At 37.5% G+C, this 22,956-nt stretch carries 19 protein-coding genes; 17 read left to right on the top strand and 2 right to left on the bottom strand.

Going from position 1 to position 22,956, the window contains the following annotated elements:
- Positions 1 to 77 precede the first annotated feature (77 nt).
- A complete protein-coding gene (locus tag BLR86_RS09085) occupies positions 78 to 641 on the top strand; it encodes a tyrosine-type recombinase/integrase (protein ID WP_090760529.1) in 564 nt (187 codons plus the stop codon).
- A 58-nt stretch (positions 642 to 699) separates the two neighbouring features.
- Here BLR86_RS09085 and BLR86_RS09080 read toward each other — a convergent pair whose 3' ends face one another.
- Positions 700 to 1,392 (bottom strand): universal stress protein, encoded by a 693-nt coding sequence (locus BLR86_RS09080; RefSeq protein ID WP_090760527.1) that lies wholly within the window; start codon positions 1,390 to 1,392, stop codon positions 700 to 702.
- Between the two features lie 146 nt (positions 1,393 to 1,538).
- Here BLR86_RS09080 and BLR86_RS09075 point away from each other — a divergent pair, with 146 nt between their 5' ends.
- From BLR86_RS09075 to BLR86_RS09035, 9 genes are all read left to right on the top strand, one after another.
- Positions 1,539 to 3,956: a Na+/H+ antiporter subunit A gene (locus BLR86_RS09075; protein ID WP_090760525.1), complete on the top strand. Its 2,418-nt coding sequence runs from the start codon at positions 1,539 to 1,541 to the stop codon at positions 3,954 to 3,956.
- Complete coding sequence (locus tag BLR86_RS09070; protein WP_090760522.1) at positions 3,940 to 4,365, top strand: Na(+)/H(+) antiporter subunit B; 426 nt, start codon at positions 3,940 to 3,942, stop codon at positions 4,363 to 4,365. The genes BLR86_RS09075 and BLR86_RS09070 overlap by 17 nt, the downstream gene beginning before the upstream one ends.
- Positions 4,365 to 4,703, top strand: a complete 339-nt coding sequence (locus BLR86_RS09065; protein ID WP_090760520.1) for a Na(+)/H(+) antiporter subunit C — start codon at positions 4,365 to 4,367, stop codon at positions 4,701 to 4,703. Before BLR86_RS09070 ends, BLR86_RS09065 begins: the two co-directional genes overlap by 1 nt.
- Entirely contained in the window at positions 4,696 to 6,192 is a 1,497-nt protein-coding gene (locus BLR86_RS09060; RefSeq protein WP_090760518.1) for a Na+/H+ antiporter subunit D, read from the top strand. The genes BLR86_RS09065 and BLR86_RS09060 overlap by 8 nt, the downstream gene beginning before the upstream one ends.
- Positions 6,193 to 6,223: 31 nt before the next feature.
- Positions 6,224 to 6,703 carry a Na+/H+ antiporter subunit E gene (locus BLR86_RS09055; protein ID WP_090760516.1) on the top strand — a complete coding sequence of 160 codons (480 nt, stop codon included), beginning with the start codon at positions 6,224 to 6,226 and terminating at the stop codon, positions 6,701 to 6,703.
- The gene (locus tag BLR86_RS09050) at positions 6,700 to 6,984 is read left to right on the top strand and encodes a Na(+)/H(+) antiporter subunit F1 (RefSeq protein ID WP_090760514.1); all 285 of its coding nucleotides are present in this window, start codon (positions 6,700 to 6,702) and stop codon (positions 6,982 to 6,984) included. The genes BLR86_RS09055 and BLR86_RS09050 overlap by 4 nt, the downstream gene beginning before the upstream one ends.
- Positions 6,962 to 7,327 carry a monovalent cation/H(+) antiporter subunit G gene (gene mnhG / locus BLR86_RS09045; protein ID WP_090760511.1) on the top strand — a complete coding sequence of 122 codons (366 nt, stop codon included), beginning with the start codon at positions 6,962 to 6,964 and terminating at the stop codon, positions 7,325 to 7,327. The genes BLR86_RS09050 and mnhG overlap by 23 nt, the downstream gene beginning before the upstream one ends.
- 228 nt (positions 7,328 to 7,555) lie before the next feature.
- The gene (locus tag BLR86_RS09040; protein WP_090760509.1) at positions 7,556 to 8,023 is read left to right on the top strand and encodes a GreA/GreB family elongation factor; all 468 of its coding nucleotides are present in this window, start codon (positions 7,556 to 7,558) and stop codon (positions 8,021 to 8,023) included.
- Between the two features lie 202 nt (positions 8,024 to 8,225).
- Positions 8,226 to 9,455 carry a sulfite reductase subunit alpha gene (locus tag BLR86_RS09035; protein ID WP_302847213.1) on the top strand — a complete coding sequence of 410 codons (1,230 nt, stop codon included), beginning with the start codon at positions 8,226 to 8,228 and terminating at the stop codon, positions 9,453 to 9,455.
- Positions 9,456 to 9,561: 106 nt separating this feature from the next.
- Here BLR86_RS09035 and BLR86_RS09030 read toward each other — a convergent pair whose 3' ends face one another.
- A complete protein-coding gene (locus BLR86_RS09030) occupies positions 9,562 to 10,758 on the bottom strand; it encodes a DUF4085 family protein (protein WP_090760505.1) in 1,197 nt (398 codons plus the stop codon).
- A 317-nt stretch (positions 10,759 to 11,075) separates the two neighbouring features.
- On the opposite strand from BLR86_RS09030, the gene BLR86_RS09025 reads away from it, so the two are divergent.
- The 7 genes from BLR86_RS09025 to BLR86_RS08995 all read left to right on the top strand — a co-directional run bounded on the left by BLR86_RS09025 (position 11,076) and on the right by BLR86_RS08995 (position 22,955).
- Positions 11,076 to 13,937 (top strand): sensor domain-containing protein, encoded by a 2,862-nt coding sequence (locus BLR86_RS09025; protein ID WP_090760503.1) that lies wholly within the window; start codon positions 11,076 to 11,078, stop codon positions 13,935 to 13,937.
- A 434-nt stretch (positions 13,938 to 14,371) separates the two neighbouring features.
- On the top strand, positions 14,372 to 15,841 hold the full coding sequence (locus BLR86_RS09020) for a protein adenylyltransferase SelO (RefSeq protein WP_090760502.1): 1,470 nt from the start codon (positions 14,372 to 14,374) through the stop codon (positions 15,839 to 15,841).
- A gap of 189 nt (positions 15,842 to 16,030) precedes the next feature.
- On the top strand, positions 16,031 to 17,254 hold the full coding sequence (locus BLR86_RS09015) for an efflux RND transporter periplasmic adaptor subunit (RefSeq protein WP_090760500.1): 1,224 nt from the start codon (positions 16,031 to 16,033) through the stop codon (positions 17,252 to 17,254).
- Positions 17,238 to 17,918, top strand: a complete 681-nt coding sequence (locus BLR86_RS09010) for an ABC transporter ATP-binding protein (RefSeq protein ID WP_090760498.1) — start codon at positions 17,238 to 17,240, stop codon at positions 17,916 to 17,918. The genes BLR86_RS09015 and BLR86_RS09010 overlap by 17 nt, the downstream gene beginning before the upstream one ends.
- A complete protein-coding gene (locus tag BLR86_RS09005; RefSeq protein WP_090760496.1) occupies positions 17,915 to 19,120 on the top strand; it encodes an ABC transporter permease in 1,206 nt (401 codons plus the stop codon). The genes BLR86_RS09010 and BLR86_RS09005 overlap by 4 nt, the downstream gene beginning before the upstream one ends.
- A gap of 161 nt (positions 19,121 to 19,281) precedes the next feature.
- Positions 19,282 to 21,648 (top strand): polyprenyl synthetase family protein, encoded by a 2,367-nt coding sequence (locus BLR86_RS09000; RefSeq protein WP_090760494.1) that lies wholly within the window; start codon positions 19,282 to 19,284, stop codon positions 21,646 to 21,648.
- Between the two features lie 227 nt (positions 21,649 to 21,875).
- Complete coding sequence (locus BLR86_RS08995) at positions 21,876 to 22,955, top strand: Fe(3+) ABC transporter substrate-binding protein (protein WP_090760492.1); 1,080 nt, start codon at positions 21,876 to 21,878, stop codon at positions 22,953 to 22,955.
- Position 22,956 lies beyond the last annotated feature (1 nt).

Below are 22,956 nucleotides of genomic sequence, written 5' to 3'. Positions count from 1 at the left end.
GCTATGTTTATTCGTTGCTAATGTTACTTAACCTATGTTAGTATTTAGTTATGTAACCTGTTCTAGGAGGAACACTGATGGAGTATGTTAATCCCATAAGAGATATAGAAAGTATTAATGCCATAAAGAACATACTAAGGAAACAATCACAAAGAGATTTATTGCTTTTTGTATTTGGTATCAATACAGGAATAAGGGTTAGTGATTTACTCTCTTTAAAAATTATCGATGTATGGGACGGGGAACAAAATAAGGAATTTTTATATTTAAAAGATGAAAAAAGTGGATACACGAGTGCGCATTATTTAAGTAATGCTATACGAATCGAGCTAGAAAAGTATTTGAGGAACCTAGCATTTACTGAAAATGATTATTTATTTAAGTCGAAAAAAAACAATCAACCCATTACGCGACAGCAAGCTTATCGAATTATCCATAATGCGGCAGAAGAGGTTGGAATAAAAGAAAAGATAGGAATGCACACACTTCGTAAAACATTTGGATATCATGCCTATCGCAAGGGGATTGCTATTTCAATTATTAAGGATATTTATCACCATACTTCCCCCGCAGAAACATTACGCTATATAGGGATAGATAAGCATGACCAATATATTATTAAAGTAGATATTAACTTATGAATCTCCCCATCGCTAAAGAAAAGTACAAAAAAACTTCCACCCAAAGTGGGGGAAGCTATTATAAGTAATTGTCATCAGTATCTGCGTCTGTATTCATTTCGACATTTGTTAAGTCTGAAACGATGTCCTCATGCACTTGGACTTGTAATGTTTCCTTGTCTTTCATAAATTTGAAAATGCCGTTATTAAAATCAGTTCCAAATTCCTTAAAGAAAATTCCTTCAAATTCAATATCCTTTGTATGTTTAAAAATAAGGCAGTATTGGTCGTGCTCCTTTATTAGATAAGCACGTACTCCTTTTTCAAAATGTCTATCAGGATTTTTAAGATACCGTGATACTGAAATAATGTGCAGGTCAACAAAGGGAATTTCACGGAGTAAAGAGTTAATAATAGACCCCTTAGCAATTTGTTCCCAACGGCTTTGTGCTGTTTGCCCAAGAATGATTTGAGTAATATTCTTTTCTCTCGCAACCTCTGCAATTACCTTTGATATTGGTCTGTGTTCATCATCTTTCATAATAAAGGCTTCAGCACTATGCTGATCTGCTAATTGTTTCCATCTTGTAATATAACTTGTCTTTTCAGCATCCAAATCATCAAACGGTTTAGGATCAATGGTAAGGATGTAAAGAGGACAATCAAGCATATTAGCAATCTTACAGCCCCGTTGAATGAGACGCTCACCATTAGGACCATAATATACACAGACGAGGATACTTTCATCCATGCGTCCTTTAATCTTTTTCATTATTTGTTCACCTCAGGCTGGATATGAATAAAATCCAGTAATCTACCACTTACCATAATTATGTATGACTATAACGCATGCTTTCGTTTCAGTCAATCAATTAAATTAAATGTCATTTTTATATTCATCTTTAAGGGAGGGTTACGATGTCTTGGTTACATATAACAATATTGCTACCATTTATTTTTGCTATGGCAGTGCCGTACATCTATAAGAAATTTACTCCAAGGATTCATACGGGATGGTTTGTGCTCATCATACCGTTATTGATCGTTGCTTATTTAATAACCTTTATTCCCAAAATATCAAGTGGGAATACAGTATCTGAAAGTGTTCCTTGGATGCCATCATATAATATTAACTTTACCACTCATGTGGATGGTTTAAGTCTCGTGTTTGGATTGTTAATTTCCGGCATCGGCGCTTTGGTTATCCTCTATTCTATTTACTATATGTCAAAACATCGAGAGGCGCTTCATAATTTCTATGTTTATCTGCTGTTATTTATGGGAGCCATGCTCGGAGTGGTGTTTTCGGATAATATATTTGTTTTATACGTATTCTGGGAATTGACCAGTGTATCTTCCTTCTTATTAATTGCCTATTGGTATGAACGAGAAAAATCACGTTATGGAGCCCAAAAGTCAATGTTAATTACGATTTTTGGCGGACTGGCAATGCTGGCAGGTTTTATTATGCTTGCGATGATGTCTGATACGTATAGTATCCGTGAAATGGTGAGCAATGCAGCTATATTTCCATCACAACCTTTATTTATTCCGGCAATGATTTTGATTCTTATTGGTGCGTTTACAAAGTCAGCACAGTTTCCATTCAGTATTTGGTTACCAGACGCAATGGAGGCTCCTACGCCAATTAGTGCTTACCTACATTCCGCAACGATGGTAAAAGCAGGTATCTACCTAGTTGCCCGACTAACACCAATTTTTGGTGGATCCTCAGAATGGTTCTGGGTGGTATCAGGTGTGGGGATTATCACTCTATTATATGGCTCTGTCAATGCTGTACGGCAAACGGATCTTAAAGCGTTATTAGCATACTCAACCATAAGTCAGCTCGGACTAATCATGAGCCTGCTTGGTTTAGGATCAGCGTCCTTGTATTACAAGATTGGCGATGATTCATCTGTTTATGCTATAGCGATTTTTGCTGCCATTTTTCACTTAGTAAACCATTCAACATTTAAAGGATGTCTTTTTATGGTTGTCGGAATTATTGACCATGAGACGGGAACGCGCGACATTCGAAGGTTAGGCGGGTTAATGCATCTTATGCCAATCTCCTTTACGCTTACGGTCATTGGCAGTTTTGCAATGGCAGGCATTCCTCCGTTTAATGGTTTTCTAAGTAAAGAAATGTTCTTTACAGCAGTACTAAATGCTTCAAAAATGACTGTTTTTAACGTGGACTACGTTATGCTGTTCATTCCTATCGTAGCATGGATTGCCAGTGTATTTACGTTTGTGTATAGCATGATATTGGTATTTAAAACCTTTAGAGGTAAAAATAAGCCCGAAAAACTGGGCAGGGAAGTGCATGAGGCTCCGATTGGGATGTTAATTCCCCCGCTTGTTCTCGGTTCCCTTGTTATTGTGATATTCTTTTTTCCAAATGTCCTGTCCCAATATCTGTTAAAACCAGCTTTAGCTGCTGTTTTGCCAACTCTTGCTCAAGCGGGCGAACTCAATGTGAAAGTAAGTGCTTGGCATGGTTGGAATGCAGAGCTTTTTATGACAATCGGGGTAATAGGGATCGGAACCCTTATGTATGTTTATTTGAAAAAGTGGTATAGAATCTATCGTATTTATCCAGATGAGCTAACATTAAATAATTTTTATAATCTAAGTTTAGAGACGGTAGAGAATATGTCTCGACTCTTTACAAATCGTTATATGACAGGATTTATTCGTGATTACTTAGTATATATTTTCTTATTTATCATCCTTCTTACGTGTGGAACGATGTGGGTCTTTGATGGGTTTTATTTTGATCCTTCTAATGACGCACCTGTAAATTTATTTGAAGCAGGATTGATGATTGCCATGGTTATTACAGCATTATCCGTTCTTTTTTCAAAAAATAGACTTACAAGCATCGTTACAGTTGGGGGCCTAGGTTTTCTTGTTTCATTTTTCTTCGTGTTATTCAGGGCTCCGGATTTGGCTTTAACTCAATTAGTAGTTGAGACCGTAACAACTGCCCTATTTCTATTATGTTTTTACCACTTACCGCAGCTGCGGAAGGAAATCAGCACAGTAAGATTTAAGGCGGTTAATGCTATTATCTCGATTGGTGTTGGAATGGTCGTTACCATCGTTGCATTATCTGCAAATGGAAATCGCGTATTTGAATCGATTTCGGGTTATTATGAAAACTCTTATGAGCTGGCGGGTGCGAAAAATATTGTAAATGCCATTCTTGTTGACTTTAGAGGGTTTGATACGATGCTAGAAATTCTCGTTTTAACCATTGCTGGACTAGGGGTTTATACCTTAATCAAGCTAAGAATAGCAGGGAGGGATCAAAATGAAGAAACCAAATGACGTAATTATAAGAAGCGTGTCAAAAGTTGCGGTGGTAATCATCCTTACGTTTGCCATTAATCTCTTTATTTCTGGTCACCATAATCCCGGAGGTGGTTTTATCGGCGGACTTGCCTTTTCTTCTGCCTTAATCCTATTATTTCTTTCATTTGATATTGAAACCGTTCGGAAGAATATTCCGTTAGATTTTAAAATTCTAGCGGCTGTAGGGGTATTGATATCTGTTTCTACAGGGGGCGGGTCGATGTTGTTTGATGTCCCTTTCTTAACTCAAGCTTACGGGTATTTTAACCTTCCTATTTTCGGAAAGACTGAGCTGGCGACAGCAGTCATCTTTGATATTGGAGTAGCATTGGCGGTAATTGGAACTTCTATCACGATCATTTTGACTATAGGTGATGATCGATAATGGAAACCTTAATGTCTTTCCTTGTTGGAATATTTTTTGCCATTGGTGTGTATTTGATCTTGAGTAAAACTTTATTACGTATCATTTTAGGAACATCAGTTCTTGGACATGGGGTTAATTTGCTCATCATCACGATGGGAGGGTTAAAAAAAGGTGGTCCGCCGCTCCTTGGAATAAAGAATTTAACCTATGCTGATTCATTGCCACAAGCTCTTCTTTTAACAGCGATTGTAATAAATTTTGCTACAACAGCTCTTTTTCTAGTACTGAGTTACCGTGCTTATAAAGTCTTAGGCACAGATGATACAGAGCAACTGAGAGGTATAGAGGATGAATAATTTAGTAATATTGCCCATCATCATTCCAATTCTAATGGGAATGCTCATGGTGATTTTGAAAAAGAAGATTAAAGTTCAAAGGTTTCTTAGTATTTTTTCTACCGTGTTGGTCGGTGCCATAGCTATGTCCTTGATGGTCCAAATTGACCAAGAGGGGATTCAAATCCTTTATTTAGGAGGATGGGAAGCTCCATTTGGTGTAAGTTTGGTGGCGGATATGTTTTCAATTGTACTTGTTCTCGTGACCTGTATCGTTTCCGTGTGCTGTTTATTATTTGCTTTTCACTCTATTGGGAGTGAACGAGAATCTTACTACTTTTACCCGTTGTTCTTATGCCTTGTTGCGGGAGTAAATGGCTCATTCCTCACAGGAGATATTTTTAATTTATTTGTTTGTTTTGAAGTTATGCTCGTCTCTTCCTATGTGTTAATTTCCCTTGGTGGGACTAAAATTCAACTTAGGGAGTCCATTAAATATATTTTGATTAATATTATCTCCTCTTTTCTTTTTCTTGTTGCCATTGCCTTTTTATATGCAATGACTGGAACGTTGAATTTTGCTCATCTATCCATACGCGTGGCAGAGGTTGGGCAAGAGGGGCTTATGAATACAGTTGCGATTTTATTTTTAATTGTGTTTAGTTTAAAAGCTGGTTTATTTCTATTCTTTTGGCTTCCTGGTTCCTATAGTGCGCCGCCCCCTGCCATTGCAGCGGTTTTTGCTGCATTATTAACAAAGGTAGGAATCTATGCGATTATTAGAGTTTTCACGCTTATCTTTTATCATGATCCAGGAGTAACCCATTTGTTAATCGGGATTATGGCTGCTGTCACCATGCTATTAGGAGCAATTGGTGCGGTCGGGTATGGGGATATTAAAAAGATTTTAACCTATAACGTAATTGTAGGTGTGGGATTTATTTTAGCCGGCGTCGCTTCTTTTACACCGGAAGGGATGACAGGTGCCATGTATTATTTGATCCATGATATGATTGTCAAAGCGCTTATTTTCCTATTAGGCGGGACGATTATCCACCTTACAGGAACGAGTAAACTTTCTGAAATAAGTGGGCTTATCCGATTACACCCTGGATTAGGCTGGATGTTTTTTATAGCTGCTTTATCGTTATCAGGAATTCCGCCATTAAGCGGCTTTCTAGGAAAGATACTCATTTCAAAAGGAACCTTTGTAGCTGGATACTTTTGGTTGGGGGGAATTGGACTAATTACCAGCCTTATGGTCTTGTATTCGATTATGAAAGTCTTTATGAATAGCTTTTGGGGTTATACGTATTTAACGGAGGAGATGGAGAAGGGAACAACCAAGGGATTATTGTTACCTATTGGAATTCTTACCATGTTAACGATTGCCCTGGGATTAGGGGCAGAAGGAATTCATACCTATGTTGATCATGCTGTTGAGGGCTTAATGAATCCGAGTATTTATATTGAGGCGGTATTGGGTAACGAGTTTAGGGCAATGGACTAATCAGTATGCATGATGGAAAGAGGTGGTAGCAATGCCCATGCAAGTATTAGTTAATTTATTTATCGGTATTATTTGGATGTTTCTTCAGGATGATTGGAGTGGATTAACGTTTTTTAGCGGTTATCTATTTGGATTATTGGTTCTTTTTATCCTGAGAAGATATCTTCCTACTAAATTTTATTTAGTTACCTTACTGGCCATTATTCAACTAATTCTCGTTTTTATTTATGAATTATTTACGTCCAGCATTTTAGTTATTCGTCAGGTGCTACGCCCTAGAATCAATATCACTCCAGGTATCTTTACACTCGAAACGGAGTTAGAAGGGGATTTGGAGGTAACTTTACTCGCTTTACTGTTAACGTTGACACCAGGATCGGTTGTCGTTGAAGTGGCTTCAAACAGTAAAAAGTTTTATATCCATGCGATGGATATTCCGGAATCAAGTGACTCAGTTCTTCTATCTACAATTAAATTTGAAAAAGCGATAAAGAAGGTGACCCGATCATGATACAAGGTATATTACTATGTTCCTTAACCTTTCTAAGTTTTGCGATTTTTGTTACTGTCTTCCGTTTAGTGAAGGGGCCAACTGCGCTGGATAGGGTTCAGGCTCTGGATGCATTAGGAATTAATTTAATATCAGGAGTAGCAATATTTTCAGTTTTCATAAGAAGTACGGGATTTTTTGAAGTGATTTTATTAATAGGAATTCTCTCCTTTATCGGGACAATTGCCTTTGCGAGATTTATTGAAAGAGGTGTGGTCATTGAACGTAATCAATCAGATTGAACTGGCTGCCGTTTTTTTAATCTTAGTTGGGACAATCGCTAGTTTTTTAAGTGCAATTGGGTTTATTCGTCTTCCTGATCTGTATACCCGTGCTCACGCACTTTCAAAAGGTTCAACGATGGGTGTTCTGTTTATTCTGGTAGGGACATTTTTCTTTTTTTTCATAGATGGATATTTTAGCATCCGATTATTTCTTGGAATTCTCTTTGTCTTTCTTACCGCACCTGTTTCAGCACATGTGATCGTCCGTGCCGCTTACCGTTCAAATGTTCCTCTTGCAAAAGAAAGTGTTAGAGATGACTTGAAAGAAGTGTTGCAGGAAGAAGTATATAATCACAAATAGTCACCTATAATAGACCTGCATCAGTAGTAAATAGGACTTATTAACCTAAATATGATACTATTAACATAAGACTTTTTCTTGGTTAAAAGGCCATTGCTTCATTCCTGAACAGGAATGATGTACCGCCATTATTTCAGGAGGTCTTATTTTTTTATAGGGAGGAATTTAAAATGAAAGGGTTTCCAAAGATTTTCAAAAGGATTAATCCAAGTTTGGGGGTTATCTATTATGAACCATAGTATAGAACAAAATAAGGAATATTTCGTACAGCAGTTTGACTATATTGATGAAAATATCAAAGAGCTAACGAACCTCTATATCTCATCAACCCCGGTGCCAGAACGCATAAAACACTTTTTTAATTTATACATCCTAGAAGTGGAAGAGCTATTAAAAGACAATAACAAGAAAAAGATTATTTCATCTTTTCCAAAAGTATATATTGGGACAAAGGTAACAGTGTGGTATGAAGAGGATCAGGAAGCAGAGGATTATGTAATTTGTTACCCAGAACAATCAGATCCTGATACAGGTTTTATTTCGTTTTTATCTCCGGTAGGCAAGCAGCTTCTCTTAAAGAATATCAATGAAAAGTTGTTGTTAAAAATTCCAACTGGAGAAGTGCCTGTGATAATTAAGGAAATTACCTATGGCGGTAGTTTGTTAATGGAACAAAAACATTCAAAAGAGGCATGATCGTCTTTTTTTTTATAATGTGACTATGCGGACGTCAGCCGTCTTCATCGTCGAGACTTGTAAATAATTTTTCAATTGGGAATGGGATATTAACCTGTTCCTTTTTTATGGTCACTATTCATTGAGAGGTGGGTATTTTTCTCAATAATGGAACAATTTAATTTAGCAATTTAGACATTGTGTGTCAAAATATACATCTGATATGATAATAGCTGTGCTATTCTTAAACTATATTAACTTTTGGAGGTCGAGAGCTATGCAACTTACTATGGAAAATCCTAAAAATACCAAAAGTGACAATCTATCATTCTCTAGGAACCATCCATTTCAAGCAAAGGTTCTTAAAAATATAAATTTAAATGGAACAGGCTCTAGTAAAGAAACGAGACATATTGAACTATCTTTAAAAGGTTCAGGACTTTCTTATGTTCCTGGAGATGCACTAGGGATTGTCCCTGCAAATGATCCAGAGCTTGTGGCCACTCTGCTTGAGGAAATGGGATGGGATGAAGAAACAGCAGTACTGATTAATAAGCAAAGTGAAACACTAATGCTTAAGGAAGCGCTGACAACCTATTTTGAAATTACACTATTGACGAAGAAGATTTTACAACAGGCAGCAGCTTTTACTGAAAACGAGGAGTTACAAACACTTGTATTAGTTGAAAATGCAACTCAGCTAAAAGAGTATTGCTATGGGCGGGATTTGCTTGATATGTTACGTGATTTTGGGCCATGGAAGGCTTCTGCACAGGAAATCGTTTCGTTATTAAGGAAAATGACACCGCGACTTTATTCTATCGCAAGCAGCATTACTGCTAACCCTGACGAAGTTCATCTAACCATTGGTGCAGTACGCTATACGGCGAACGAACGAGACCGAAATGGTGTTTGTTCTGTCTTATGTGCAGAACGTGTTCAAGAGGGAGATACGCTTCCGGTCTTTGTACAACCGAATAAACATTTCTATATGCCAGAATCACCGGAAACAGATATTATAATGGTTGGTCCGGGAACAGGCATTGCGCCATTCCGTTCATTTATCCAGGAACGTGCAGTAACGGAAGCAACTGGGCAGTCATGGCTATTTTTTGGTGACCAGCATGCAGCGTCAGATTTCCTCTATCAAAATGAATTAGAAAAATATCAACAGGATGGGGTATTGACAAGGATTGATACTGCTTTCTCCCGTGATTCGGATCAAAAAGTTTACGTTCAACATAAAATGCTTGAAAACAGCAAGGAATTATTTGAGTGGTTTGAAAATGGAGCTTATTTCTACGTTTGTGGAGATAAAGAACGCATGGCGAAGGACGTTAACGAAGCACTTATTTGCGTGATTGAAAAAGAAGGTGCTTTGGACCGCGAAGCAGCCGAAGCATACCTAAAGGATATGCAGAAGCAAGGGCGTTATCAACGCGATGTTTATTAAGGCTTTAAGTATAGAGAGATTTGAAGCTTTTTAGAATGAAGCCCTTCGTTCCGGTTGGTTCGAAGGGCTTCTATTCAATCAGATTATTCATCCGTAAAATATGTAGCTAATCAATAAACTTGTGATACAGTTCGACGACTTCTTCTGTCAAAATCCCCCTTTTATAAAAATGATTAGCATAAACGCTAACTATCATTTCATTTTCGTCCGTAATCTCCATTTTCGATAATACGCGATTGATAATCTCTGCTAGTTCTTCGGGATTTGCATACATGGTATTCCAGGCCCGCACTTGTAATTCTAACTCATCACTAAAGGCAGCAGCTTCGATTTCTTCTCTTGGCACAGGTTCACTAAAATGTGCATAAGGATCTTCGTATACGTCCGTATAAATGAACTTAATTGGATTGTATTCTTCTAATTTATAGGTAAAACGTTCATTCCCTGTGATAACAACCATTTCATTTTGTCCGAATTCAATCTTTCCGTTTTCTAATGTCATATTCTCTGATAATGTTTTGATGGCACAGGTCACATGCGGTGTTATCAACCAATAACGATAATCTGGATTTAACTGTGAAACATAGTCTGCAAATGATGTCTCTTCAACCTTTCCTTCATCATTCATTGTCGCATATGTAACAGGACGATAATAATACTCGGCATCCATGCTCTTCAGTGTAATTGTCCACTCTGAATCCGGACAATCAAACAACACGCGGAACGCAAACCCATCAACCGTTTTCTGTAACTCGTAGTAAATTAACCATTGGCCAACTTGTATTGGTTCATCAACTTGTTCCGCTTTAACATTTTGAAAAATGAAGTGAACATGTGACTTCGATGAAAAACCGCCATCTGTATTAATGTAAAGATGAAGCGTATCCCCTTCTCGTTCAATTCGCTCAATCGTTGAATCATGCAAACTTTCCGCAAAGACATCCTGAACCGCAGAGGATAAAAATGTAACGCTCTGCTTCGTATTTTCATATGCAGCATCTAAAATTTGCTCGAATTTCTTGTATGCTTCTTGCACCCATTGTAAGTAATCTTCCCGCACTGTTTTTGGTAATGTCGGTTGATTTAATGTTCCATTATCTACGTAATGAATGAAACGGTTAGGCAAGATGCGTAACAATTCGTCTTTTACTTCTTCAAGCTCCTCTTTTAAACGCGCAATGAGATCTTCACCTTCTTCTTTTGCATCCCTTAATGCATATTCCCAGTCTTCATCTGATTCATGAATGGGTAGAGTAGTACATTTTAGGAATTTTTCTTTCACTTCTTTCGATAGATTCCACATAACATCACCTCAGGAGGGGTTGGTATTATAACTTCATTGGTTAACGTAACAAAAACGTAATCACTGGTATCATAGCATTTTCTATCTATTTAGAAAAATTAGCCCTGGTTTCAAATTCACTGTAATTTCCTATAAAATAAAGGAATACCTCCTCAAAATGTCGAAATATGTAAGGTGCACAAAAACTTTTGAGACTGTAGGAAAAACCCTATCAAACGACGAGGAAGCCTGATGGGCTAACAAGAATATATACGATGATTTTTTATCTAACTGAAGAATAACTATATTCTATTATAAGTTAGGAGATAATCTATAGAATGAAAAGATATCCTGAGAGGACAGAGGAACAATTTATGGATGAAATAAACTTGAATTCGGAAATTTATGACCATTTAAACTCGATTATCAAATTAGATCGGAACGGTAACCTTATTACATATAACCAAGCATTCGCTAAACAATTTGGATATAATAAGGACGATTTTGATAAACCCTTTTTAGATGTTTTTATACAATATGAATCCTCTGAACAAAAACAATTTTTATCTAAAGCCATCTTAGGCAAGATGCAATCATTCGATACCTTAGGCAGATGTAAGGACGAGAGGATCATTGACATTAACGTAACATTATTTCCTGTTGAAACTAATATAATTGTAATAGTAAAAGATATTACAGAATTAAAAAGACAGGAAAAAGAAGAAGCACTGTTAAAAAAGAACCTGGCCACGTTCGATGACATGAATGATATTTGTCATTTTTACTATGATGTCGTTAATGATCAACATCAGGCTTCTAAGCAATTACCTCACTTTTTTGAAATGAATGAAGCAAAAAATAAGCCAATTACACTTGATGAATTATTACATTACGTTCATCCTTCCGATCGTGATGTAGTAAATAATACGATTCAAAATGCCATTAAGACTAAATCTGGATATGAATTAGAATATAAAATACTTAGAAGTGATCAAACGATCCGTTACGTATACGAAACGGCAGAGATTATTCTTGATCAAAACGGATTTCCAGAAGGCTTTTTTGGTATGATTCAAGATATTAAAAATCGGAAAATCTCGGATCTTATATTAGCACATCAATTAGTTGACTCTGATCAATTTTACCGTTCACTGTTTGAAAATAACCTCGGTATGGTTTTCTTTGTTGATACGAATGGGGACATAGTAAAGACGAATGATCAATTTTTAGAAGCTCTTGGATATTCAAATAAAGAAATCGTTTTGAGTTCAGTGGAACGATTTATTCCTTCAAGTGAGATTTCAAAATTTAAGTCATTTATAAAAACCGTTCTTTCTGGTGACCAAAAACAGGAGAATACAGTATTTTTACATAAAACAGGAATACCCATTCAAATTCTTATCGAAGGTATACCAGCATTCGTTAATGGCAGAGTGATAGGAATGTTCCTAATCGCTACAGACGTAACAGAAGCAAAGAAAATTGAAGTAGAGCTAACTCGGACTGAGTTAAAATTTAAAAGTATGGTAGAGCAGGCCTTCATTGGACTCTATATTATTGAAGAAGATGGTCATATTAGTTATGGCAATCGTAAATTTTATCAAATTTTGGGTGAAGGGTTTACTGAGAAATTACGTATTTGGAATTATATTCATCCAGATGACCAACGTAGTCAGAAATCTATTTTTGATCACTTGAAAAATGGAGAAGACGGGGTTGATCATTCTTTTAGAATGGTACGGAAAGATGGGGTACTAATCGATATAGAAGCCCATTCAAAAAAGGTTTATTTTGAAAATAACCGACCAACAATTGTAGGGACACTTCAAGATGTTACTGAACGGAAAAAAACAGAGGATTTAAATAAATTTTTGGCCTATCATGATCCTTTGACCGACCTTCCAAACAGAAGGTTATTCCAGGAAAAATTAGAACGATCCTTAGATGTTAGCAAAACTTTACAGTCGAAATTAGCTGTCATGTATATAGATTTGGATCGGTTTAAGTATATTAATGATACACTAGGTCATTCTGTTGGGGACCTATTATTAAAAAAAATATCAACTAGAATAAAAGAACTTCTTGGAGAAAATGATGTACTTGCCAGATTAGGCGGAGACGAATTTGCTGTTCTATTACCTAATATCAACGATATAAACCGGGTTATCGAGTATTCCAAAAATATGATAAAGTCTTTGGAAGATCCATTTTTTATTCAGAAGTATGAGCTATTTGTTACAGCAAGCATTGGGATCAGTATCTTTCCAAATGATGGAGAGGATTCTAAAACAATTTTAATGCACGCTGATTCAGCCCTCTATAAAGCAAAAGATAAAGGACGGAATACCTATCATATCTATACTTCTTCCATGGATGCAGACTCCTATAAACTATTGACACTAGAGTCAGATTTGCGAAAAGTGTTGGAATTAAATCAATTGGAATTATATTATCAGCCTAAAATTCATGTTAGGACGAACCAGATTGTGGGTGCAGAAGCTCTTGTTCGTTGGAATCATCCAAAGTTGGGGTTGATTTCCCCTAGAGAGTTTATTCCTTTGGCAGAAGAGACAGGGATTATTAAAGATATTGGAAAATGGGTAAAAGAAAAAGCATGCATCCAAAATAAAGAATGGCAAGATGCTGGCTTACCAGCGATACCAATATCCGTTAACGCATCAGCCCATCGTTTTCTAGAAAAGGACTTACTTGTAAATATTGGGAGAATATTAGCGAAAACTGCGCTCGATCCCAAATACTTAGAAATTGAAATAACTGAATCCTTTCTCCTAGCGAATGAAGAAGTGGTACTCTCTGTTTTAGATGAATTGAGAAATATTGGAATCCGAATCTCGCTTGATGATTTTGGTACAGGCTATTCCTCTCTCTCCTATTTGATGAAATTTAAAGGGAAGATAGATACTTTAAAAATGGATCAATCCTTTATTAATGGTTTACGGCTAACAGATAGTGAAGGTTCAAATTTTATTACAAAGACGATTATCGAATTAGCCCATCATCTGAATATGGATGTAGTTGCTGAAGGTGTAGAAACAGTCGAACAACAGGAAATATTAAAGGAATATAAATGCGACACTATTCAAGGATATTTATATTCTAAACCGGTCCCTGCCAACGAGTTCGCTGCACTGTTAAAGAAACGGACAATAAAAACCCCACAAAAGTCTGACAAAAAATGATATAAAAGGACAGATGAGAGTCCTACAACTTGGGGAAGGGGAGAAGTGAACATCTTCTTATGGTCTTTTTATTTTAGGCTCTGTTATTATTCATTGTTGATTTTCGTGTAGTAAAATTTTTAAGCGGAGAATTTCCGGCTAATGTCGATAGTGGAGGCTTAAGGAGCAGATATAAGCGGAGATATTCCGACTAACTGTTCACAATAAGACAAAAGCCATCGATTTGGAACGTATAACCGGAAAAACTCCGCTTATTTTAAGGGAAATATGGGAATTTCCCGAAATAAGCGGAATTCCCCGCCTATTTTTCAAATTGAGTGAAATCAACATTTACCTTTAACACAGCCTTATTTTTAAAAAAACGGTATGAAGATAAAGTTATAGTAAATGGATAATCTAGTAAGTAAAAAGACAAAAAGAGAAAAGAGGATACAATGACAAAAGAATTCATCGAAACGGGTTGGAACCTTGATAACAGCTATGCTCGTCTGCCGAAAACATTTTTTACAAGTCAGAATCCAACGCCTGTTCGTTCACCCAAATTAATCATTCTCAACGAACCATTGGCAACGTCATTAGGGCTGAAGTTAAAGGATTTGCAAAGCGAAGATGGTACAGCGGTATTTGCTGGTAATAAAATACCAGATGGTGCCTCTCCTTTAGCTCAAGCATATGCGGGACATCAATTTGGGCATTTTACGATGTTAGGTGATGGTCGAGCTATATTGCTTGGGGAGCAGATTACACCAAAAGGTGAGCGTTTTGATATTCAGCTAAAGGGTCCTGGGAGAACGCCATACTCCCGCGGTGGCGATGGCCGAGCTGCACTGGGTCCGATGCTGCGAGAATACATTATCAGTGAAGCAATGTATGCACTTGGTATCCCTACCACCCGAAGTTTAGCAGTAGTAACTACCGGTGAGCCTATTATCCGTGAAACCAAACTTTCCGGTGCCATACTAACTCGTGTGGCTGCCAGCCATCTGCGTGTCGGAACCTTCCAATATGCTGCAGGCGGGGGGACCGCTGAAGAACTAAAGGAACTTGCAGACTATGCGATAAAACGCCATTATCCTGAAATTGAAGAGGATGAAAATCGATATCTTTCCCTGCTTCGGGAAGTGATCAAAAGCCAGGCGGCGCTGATTGCAAAATGGCAGCTGGTTGGCTTTATTCACGGAGTGATGAACACTGATAACATGACGATAAGTGGAGAAACCATTGATTATGGACCTTGTGCTTTCATGGATACCTATAATCCAGCCACAGTGTTCAGTTCCATTGATAGACAAGGACGATATGCTTTTGGAAATCAACCGAATATTGGCGTTTGGAATCTTGCACGGTTAGCAGAATCCCTGTTGCCGCTGCTCCATGTGGATCAAGAACAGGCTGTCACGCTTGCACAGGAAAAGCTTTCTGAATTTGCTGGTTTATTTAAATCGAACTTCCTTAAGGGAATGAGAGCGAAACTAGGATTTTTTAATGAAGAGGAAGAGGATGCATCTCTTGTTGAAAGCCTACTCAAAATAATGGAGAAGCATGGTGCCGACTATACCAATACATTCAGAGCGTTAACGACTGATTCAACAAGAGAATTAGTTCTGCATGGAATATCGGAATTCACAGAGTGGCATCAGCTATGGCAGACAAGACTTAGCAGACAGCTGGAATCGAAGGAAGCACGAATCCAGTTAATGAAGAACAGCAATCCTGGGGTAATCCCTCGAAATCACCGAGTAGAAGAGGCACTGGAGGCGGCAGTAAATAGTGGAGATTACAGCGTGATGGAGCGTCTCCTGAAAGTTCTATCAAATCCCTATTCATACGCTCCGGAACAGAGTGAATACTGCTCGTTGCCTGCACCTTCTATTCGTCCATATCAGACCTTTTGTGGTACTTGATCTGGTGAAATTAGACTTAATTATAATTTAGAAATAATAACACACCACAAAAGACCTTTCGTTTAGGAAGGTCTTTTGTCGCGTGTCAATTCGATTAGAAACTAGAAATATAAAAGTATATTTGTTGAAAATATTTCCATTATTGTTATAGTTAGAGATGATAAAATAATAGATTTATGGGGGTATATCGTGAAGAAAAAGATCTTGATTTGGGTTGCAGCAATTGTTGGAATACTGATTATAGCCAGCACGGGTAGTTATTATTTTTTGGGAAAAACAAATGTAAAAACTGCAGGGAATGAAAATGTTGAAATGGGGATAAGTGTTCAAAAGGTTAGTGAACAGGAATTGGTAGAATCGATACTAGTAACGGGCAAAATTGTCCCCGAAAGTGAGCAGAAGGTCTTTTTAGAACCGGAAAAAGGGGAAATAAATGAATTTAAAGTGGTAGAAAACCAAGCCGTCAAAGCTGGTGATCCTCTAGTAGTCTATGATTCTTCAAAAATAGATAATGAACTTAATAAGGCAGTTCGTCAAAAAGACTTGTTACAAAGTAGAGGCAAAACGGAACAAAACCAAATTGCTGATATTACCAAGAGATTAGCTGAAGCGAAAAAGAAATTGGGCACACAGGCTCCTGTAACAGAAGGTGTCACAGAAGAACTTGTTTCACAAGAAGACGTTAACCAGCTTTCGAACGAAAAGGTACAACTAGAGATGCAATATGAGAGTACTAAATCTGAAATTGCTTCCTCTGACGACCATATAAAAGAATTAAATGTACAAAAAAAAGAAATGACGATTGTTAGCAAAATGGATGGAATAATTGTAAAGGTTAATCAGAATGTAGCAAAAACGGAAACAGGAGCCTCTGAACCTATCATCCATATTATTTCCAGTCAACCATTTAAAGTGATTGGGACAATGAGTGAATTTGATACGGTCAAAATCCAACAAGGGCAGCAGGTGATTATCCGGCCGAAAGTCTTTAAAGATCGTGAATGGAACGGTACAGTTGAATCTATTTCACAATTCCCGAACGAAGGTGGCGGTGGCGAAGAATTCGGAGGCGGTGGAGGCGGCAATGTAACCATGTATCCATTTAAAGTTACCATTACCGATGATACCACTGAGTTGCGCCAAGGCTTCCATGTTTCTTTAGAAATTAAAGCTGGCAGTTCTGATAAAAAGCTTGCGATTCCACATCCTGCGTTAATAGACGAAGCTGGTATCAAATTTGTTTATATTTTAATAGATGGGAAGCTTGAAAGACGAGAAGTTCAAACTGGAGTTATGAACGATGCCTACATAGAAGTAACGGATGGGGTAAAGCCAGAGGAGCTTGTTGTTATTACACCAACACCAGAAATGCATGATGGAATGGAAGTGACTTCATTTGATGAAGTTGAGTAACATTACCAAAGTTTACGGGAAAGGTCCATTAGAAGTGCCTGTCCTTCATGGGATTGATTTGACGATAGAAGATGGAGAGTTTGTTGCCATCATGGGTCCATCCGGATCAGGAAAATCCACTTTGATGAATATTATCGGGTTTTTAGATTACCCAACCTCGGGAACATTTGAATTAAACGGGCAACACATTGACTCTGCAAAAGAAAGTGCCCTTGCACGGCTTAGGAATGAACACATTGGTTTTGTTTTTCAACAATTCTTTATGTTTCCAAGAGACAATGCCATAAAAAATGTGGCTGCTCCACTTGTATATGCTGGAGTTTCCAAACGGGAAAGAACGGAGAGGGCGAAAAACATGCTGACAAAGGTCGGTTTAGGAGACCGGATGAAGCATTTGCCTAATCAATTATCCGGAGGGCAGAAGCAGCGTGTTGCCATCGCTAGGGCAATGGTTAATAACCCAACCATTCTATTAGCAGATGAACCGACTGGAGCCCTTGATTCACAAACAAGCGGTCAAATTATGAAACTATTTTCACAGCTCAATGAAGAAGGAAAAACCGTTATTATTATTACCCACGAAGAAGAAATTGCGGCATATGCTAAAAGGATTATTACGATAAAAGATGGCAGGATAACGAATGATCGGAGGGTGACGACATGAATATTTGGGAGAGTTTTAAAATCGCCCTTTCGTCCATCTGGAATCATAAGATTAGATCGATTTTAACCATGCTGGGGATTATTATTGGTGTGGCCGCTGTCATCATTATTGTTGCGATTGGACAAGGTACGAAGAAACAAATGACCGATGAATTGTTTGCAACCGATAAGAATGCCATCCAAATTTATTATGAATACATGCCACCTGAAGGTGAGGAAGGAATGTTTTGGCAGGAGCCTGAATTAACCACAGATGATGTTCAAGTGCTCGCAGAGGTTCCGGGTGTTAAAGCTGTGCTTGCAACGAATCAAGGCTGGGGAATGATGAGGCATGATGAAGTACAAGGAGATATGCAAATTACAGGTGTGGGTGCGGAATTCTTTCCTGCAAGAGACATTCAAGTAGTAGAAGGAAGGGCATTATACGTCGCAGATAATGATGGTTTGAATCGGGTAGTCCTTATTGATACCATCGCCAGGAAAAAGTTCTTTAAGGAAACTGAAAATCCAATTGGTGAAATTATAGATTTAAATGATAATCCTTACAAGATTGTGGGCGTGTATGAATCACCGCTCCCTGAACAATTTCGAAATAAGGAAACGGGTGAAATGCTGATGCCGCGTTCTGTTATTTCAATGATGTTTGGTAATCGAGAAATCGAACAATTGTCGGTCATTGCTAGTGACTCTGAAAACATTTCTGAAACAGGAAGACTGGCTGCTGAAACATTGACGGAGACCAAAAAGCTAGAGGATGGGCAGTATAGAACCAATAGTTTTGCGGATTATGAAAAAGAATTAAATACAGTTATTTCTTTACTCACGTTACTCATCGGGAGTATTGCCGGTATTTCTCTCTTGGTCGGAGGGATTGGTGTTATGAATATCATGCTCGTATCAGTAACGGAAAGAACAAGAGAAATTGGACTCCGAAAAGCCATTGGTGCGACAAGAAGGAAAATCCTTCTACAGTTTTTAATTGAGTCTATTACCTTAACCTCGATCGGCGGGTTGATAGGTATCGGTCTAGCTTCGATTGGAAGTATTGCTGTTTCACAATTCTCACCCATTACGGCTACGATTAGTCCATTAATCGTTTTAATTGGAGTTAGCTTTTCTGCGTTGATTGGTATTATATTTGGATTACTTCCTGCGAACAAAGCCTCGAAACTTAGTCCGATTGATGCACTGAGATATGAATAACAAAAATTTCAACTTTCTATTACCCGCAGATAAAAAATCTGTGGGTAATTTTTATTTTGTCTAATAATTTGAGTTTTCTAGTTATAAAGATACCGCTAAAGTGTATTATTATTAATAATACATAGATAAAAAAGAGAAAACGAAGATGGGGTAATGTATAGATGAGTGTGGAGTTAGTAATAAACGCAGATAGATGTTACCGGATGGCAGAGGAGAGGGCTCTTACCTATTTTAAAACACTTCAGGTTCAGCTCAGCCAAAAGACGTATGTCCATAACTTAACAAAGGATTTCCAGTCCTGGAAACACAATCATATTCATCATCACTCCTTGTTCTCTTTATTTTCAAGTGGTAAGCGAAAACCAGATACCCGTGATTTTAATAATCATATTAAGTATCTCGATTACACTGGTAAACTAGTTCCTTACTTGGATCGAAGCATTTCATACATCTTTATGCGTGACTTAGGTAAAGCACTTGATTCAAAGGGCACACAGATAAGAATCCAGAATGTCGTGGCTAGTTTAAAGAAACGGCTGACAACTTCCAACTCATCAGATACAGATATGTTTGGCGTAGTTGAGATGTACAAATGGGCTCAAAAAGAGGGCATAGAATCGACGATAATTTGGCTGTTAGAAAAACTAAAGACCGTATCCGCTTATATTCCCAAAGGGATGGATGAGGACCATGCCAAGCGAAAACTCATTAAAATCATTGCTGGGGTAGTGATGCAAGAAATCGAAGAAATGGGTGTGGAAATATCCTCCGAAGAGCGTTCTTTTAAACTTGCAAAAGCGATTAGACTAGGCTATTTCTATGGTTTGACTTATCCCTTTATTGACGATTTACTCGACGCCAATGTTTTATCTATTACCGAGAAAAAACACTATTCCGATTTGATTCGTACCACACTTATAACAGGAACTGTTCCGGCATTAGGTGATTGGGCTAAAGATAACGTAGAATTGCTAGCAAATATCCATTCAGAACTTCGTGAAGCCTTTGAGTTCATTAGGTCCAATCAGCGCTCTGAGACATTGAATTCATTTTTTGAGCAATCCTATGTATTTTTTCACTCTCAGGAAGTTGATCGTGTAAAGCAACTATCCCATGACAACTATAGCAATGAAGATATTTATATACCGATTATCTTAAAATCCTCTTCTTCACGATTGATTGTTCATTCTGTTCGTGGTGTTCCTGAAGATCAGGGCTTTGACAACCGTACCTTCTACTATGGCATATACAATCAGCTTGCCGATGATTTTGCAGATATGTTTGATGACTTGGAGAATGGTGCAGTTACACCCTATACCTACTATCTAACCTATCATCAAAAACGCAACGACCTCATTAACCCTTTTGAGTTGTATTGGAGTGTCATCAGCCATTTGATTCATAATGTATACCACTCTGATTCGAAAGCATGTGAGGTGATTTTAGACAGGGCGATCAACGGTTTAAAAAGGTATAAAGAACGAATGGGAACAAAAAAATACAATGAAGTGATGGAATTATTTTCGTCTGGAAACCCTAAATTCAATACGCTTATACAAAAAATGGTGGCAAAAGCGAATGATGTTGATTTTTTTGATAAGCTGCTACGGGATCAGATGATTTCAAATCTAAAAAAAGATCGAAAAAAACAGGAAGAATTTTTAGATACAATCGAAACAGTACGATCAGAGATTAATACCCTGTTACCAATCCATAAAAATGATTCCTTTTTGAAAGAACCGATTACAGAGGCGGCAAATTATAGCCTAGAGGGCGATGGTAAGCGGCTACGGCCAATCATAACCTGGATCATGGGAATTAACGAATATGGATTAAAAAAATCAGCCATTGTGCCGCTCCTACGATCATTGGAATATATGCATACTGCTTCCCTCATTTTTGATGACCTACCTTCTCAAGATAATGCCTCGATAAGGAGAGGCCGTTCTACCCTGCACGTGATTTACAATAATTCTATAGCTGAATTAACAGGTCTCTTCCTAACTCAGAAGGCAATTGAAGAGCAGGCGTCACTTGACCAGTTTGAATCAAAAACTGTACTAAGCGTGATTCACTATTCTGCCCAAATGACAGGGGAGATGTGTAAGGGACAGGCGATGGATTTGGATTCTAGAGGGAAAGAACTAACACTAGAACAATTGAATTTGTTATGTTTTTATAAAACCGGGATTGCTTTCGAAGCTGCCTTAATCATGCCTGCCATTCTCGCAAATACAAATGAAATCGAACTACTAGCATTGAAAAAATTTGCCTATCATGCTGGAATAGCGTTTCAAATAAAGGATGACCTGCTCGATATTGAAGGGGAACAGGCTTTAATAGGAAAACAAATTGGTAAAGATTTGGAAAACAAAACCTCGACATTTGTGTCTATCTTGGGACAGGATGGAGCAAAGAAAGCAATGTGGAATCACTACTGTCTTGCGATGGATTCACTCAAAGAGGTTACCCTCAATACTACTTTTTTGAAGCATTTATTAAATTATATTGTTCATCGGGATCATTAAGCAGGTACTATCAAATGGAAGTTAAATGTATAAAGCAAAAATATAATGGAAGTGGTGATCGAATAAATTTCGCTCACCTTTTTTATTTCCACCAGTAGTTTTATGAAAATTTTCTGAAGGCTTTAAAATATTGTTGACAAAAGAAATAGAGGTAAGTAGAATAAAAATATATCAAATGATAACAATTATCATTATCATTTAAAATTTCGAAGAGGCGGTTACATATCATGACTTTATCAAATTTATTTAAACCTTTAATGGCGAGTGCGATGCTGACACTTGTCCTAGCAGGTTGTGGTACAAATCAAACTGAAACAGAAAATAAAGTTGCTTCAAAGCCTAAAACAACAGAAAACCAAGAAGTAAATATTTACACAGCAAGACATTACGAGGTTGATGATGAGATCTATAAGAATTTTACAGAAGATACAGGCATTAAAGTAAATGTTGTAAAAGGGGAAGCAGAAGAACTCATTGAGAGATTAAAACGTGAAGGTAAAAGTACACAAGCTGATTTATTTGTTACAGTAGATGGTGGAGTCCTTACTAACGCTAAGCAAAATGATATCCTACAACCCGTTACATCAAAAATTATTGATAAAAACGTGCCGGAGAACCTTCGTGATGTTGATAATAACTGGATTGGACTGGCAACAAGAGCACGTATAATTGCATACTCAAAAGACAGAGTAACACCTGATGAATTGTCTACTTATGAGGATTTGACAAGTGAAAAATGGAATGGGAAATTGTTAGTTCGTTCTTCCACTAGTCTATATAACCAATCATTACTTGCTTCCTTTATTGAATTAAACGGAGAAGAACAAGCGGAAAAATGGGCCAAAGGAATAGTAAATAATTTTGCCCGCCAGCCAGATGGCGGTGACCGTGACCAGGCAAAAGCCATTGCTGCAGGCACTGGCGATGTAGCCATTATGAACACCTACTATGTTGGTCTCCTAGCAAATTCGGAAGATCCTGAAGAAGTAAAAGTTGCTGAAAGTATCGGAGTCTTTTTCCCTAACCAAAAAACAAATGGAACTCATGTGAATATTAGTGGAATTGGTTTGACGAAGCACAGCAAGAATAAAGAAAATGCGATTAAGCTAATTGAGTATATGACTGATGTTAAATCTCAAGAGTTGTTGTCAGCCAAAAATTATGAATTTCCAGTAAACCCTAAGGCTTCAAAACCAGAATTGCTAGAGAGCTGGGGCGACTTCAAAATGCAAGAACTAAATTTTGATACTTTAGGAAAGAATAATAAAAAGGCTATCGAAATCTTTAATAAAACAGGCTGGAAGTAAA

Source organism: Bacillus sp. OK048 (assembly GCF_900103525.1).
Lineage (GTDB): Bacteria > Bacillota > Bacilli > Bacillales > Cytobacillaceae > Neobacillus.
Note: the sequence above shows the minus strand (reverse complement) of the source record. Positions and strands in the feature narration are given on the sequence as shown.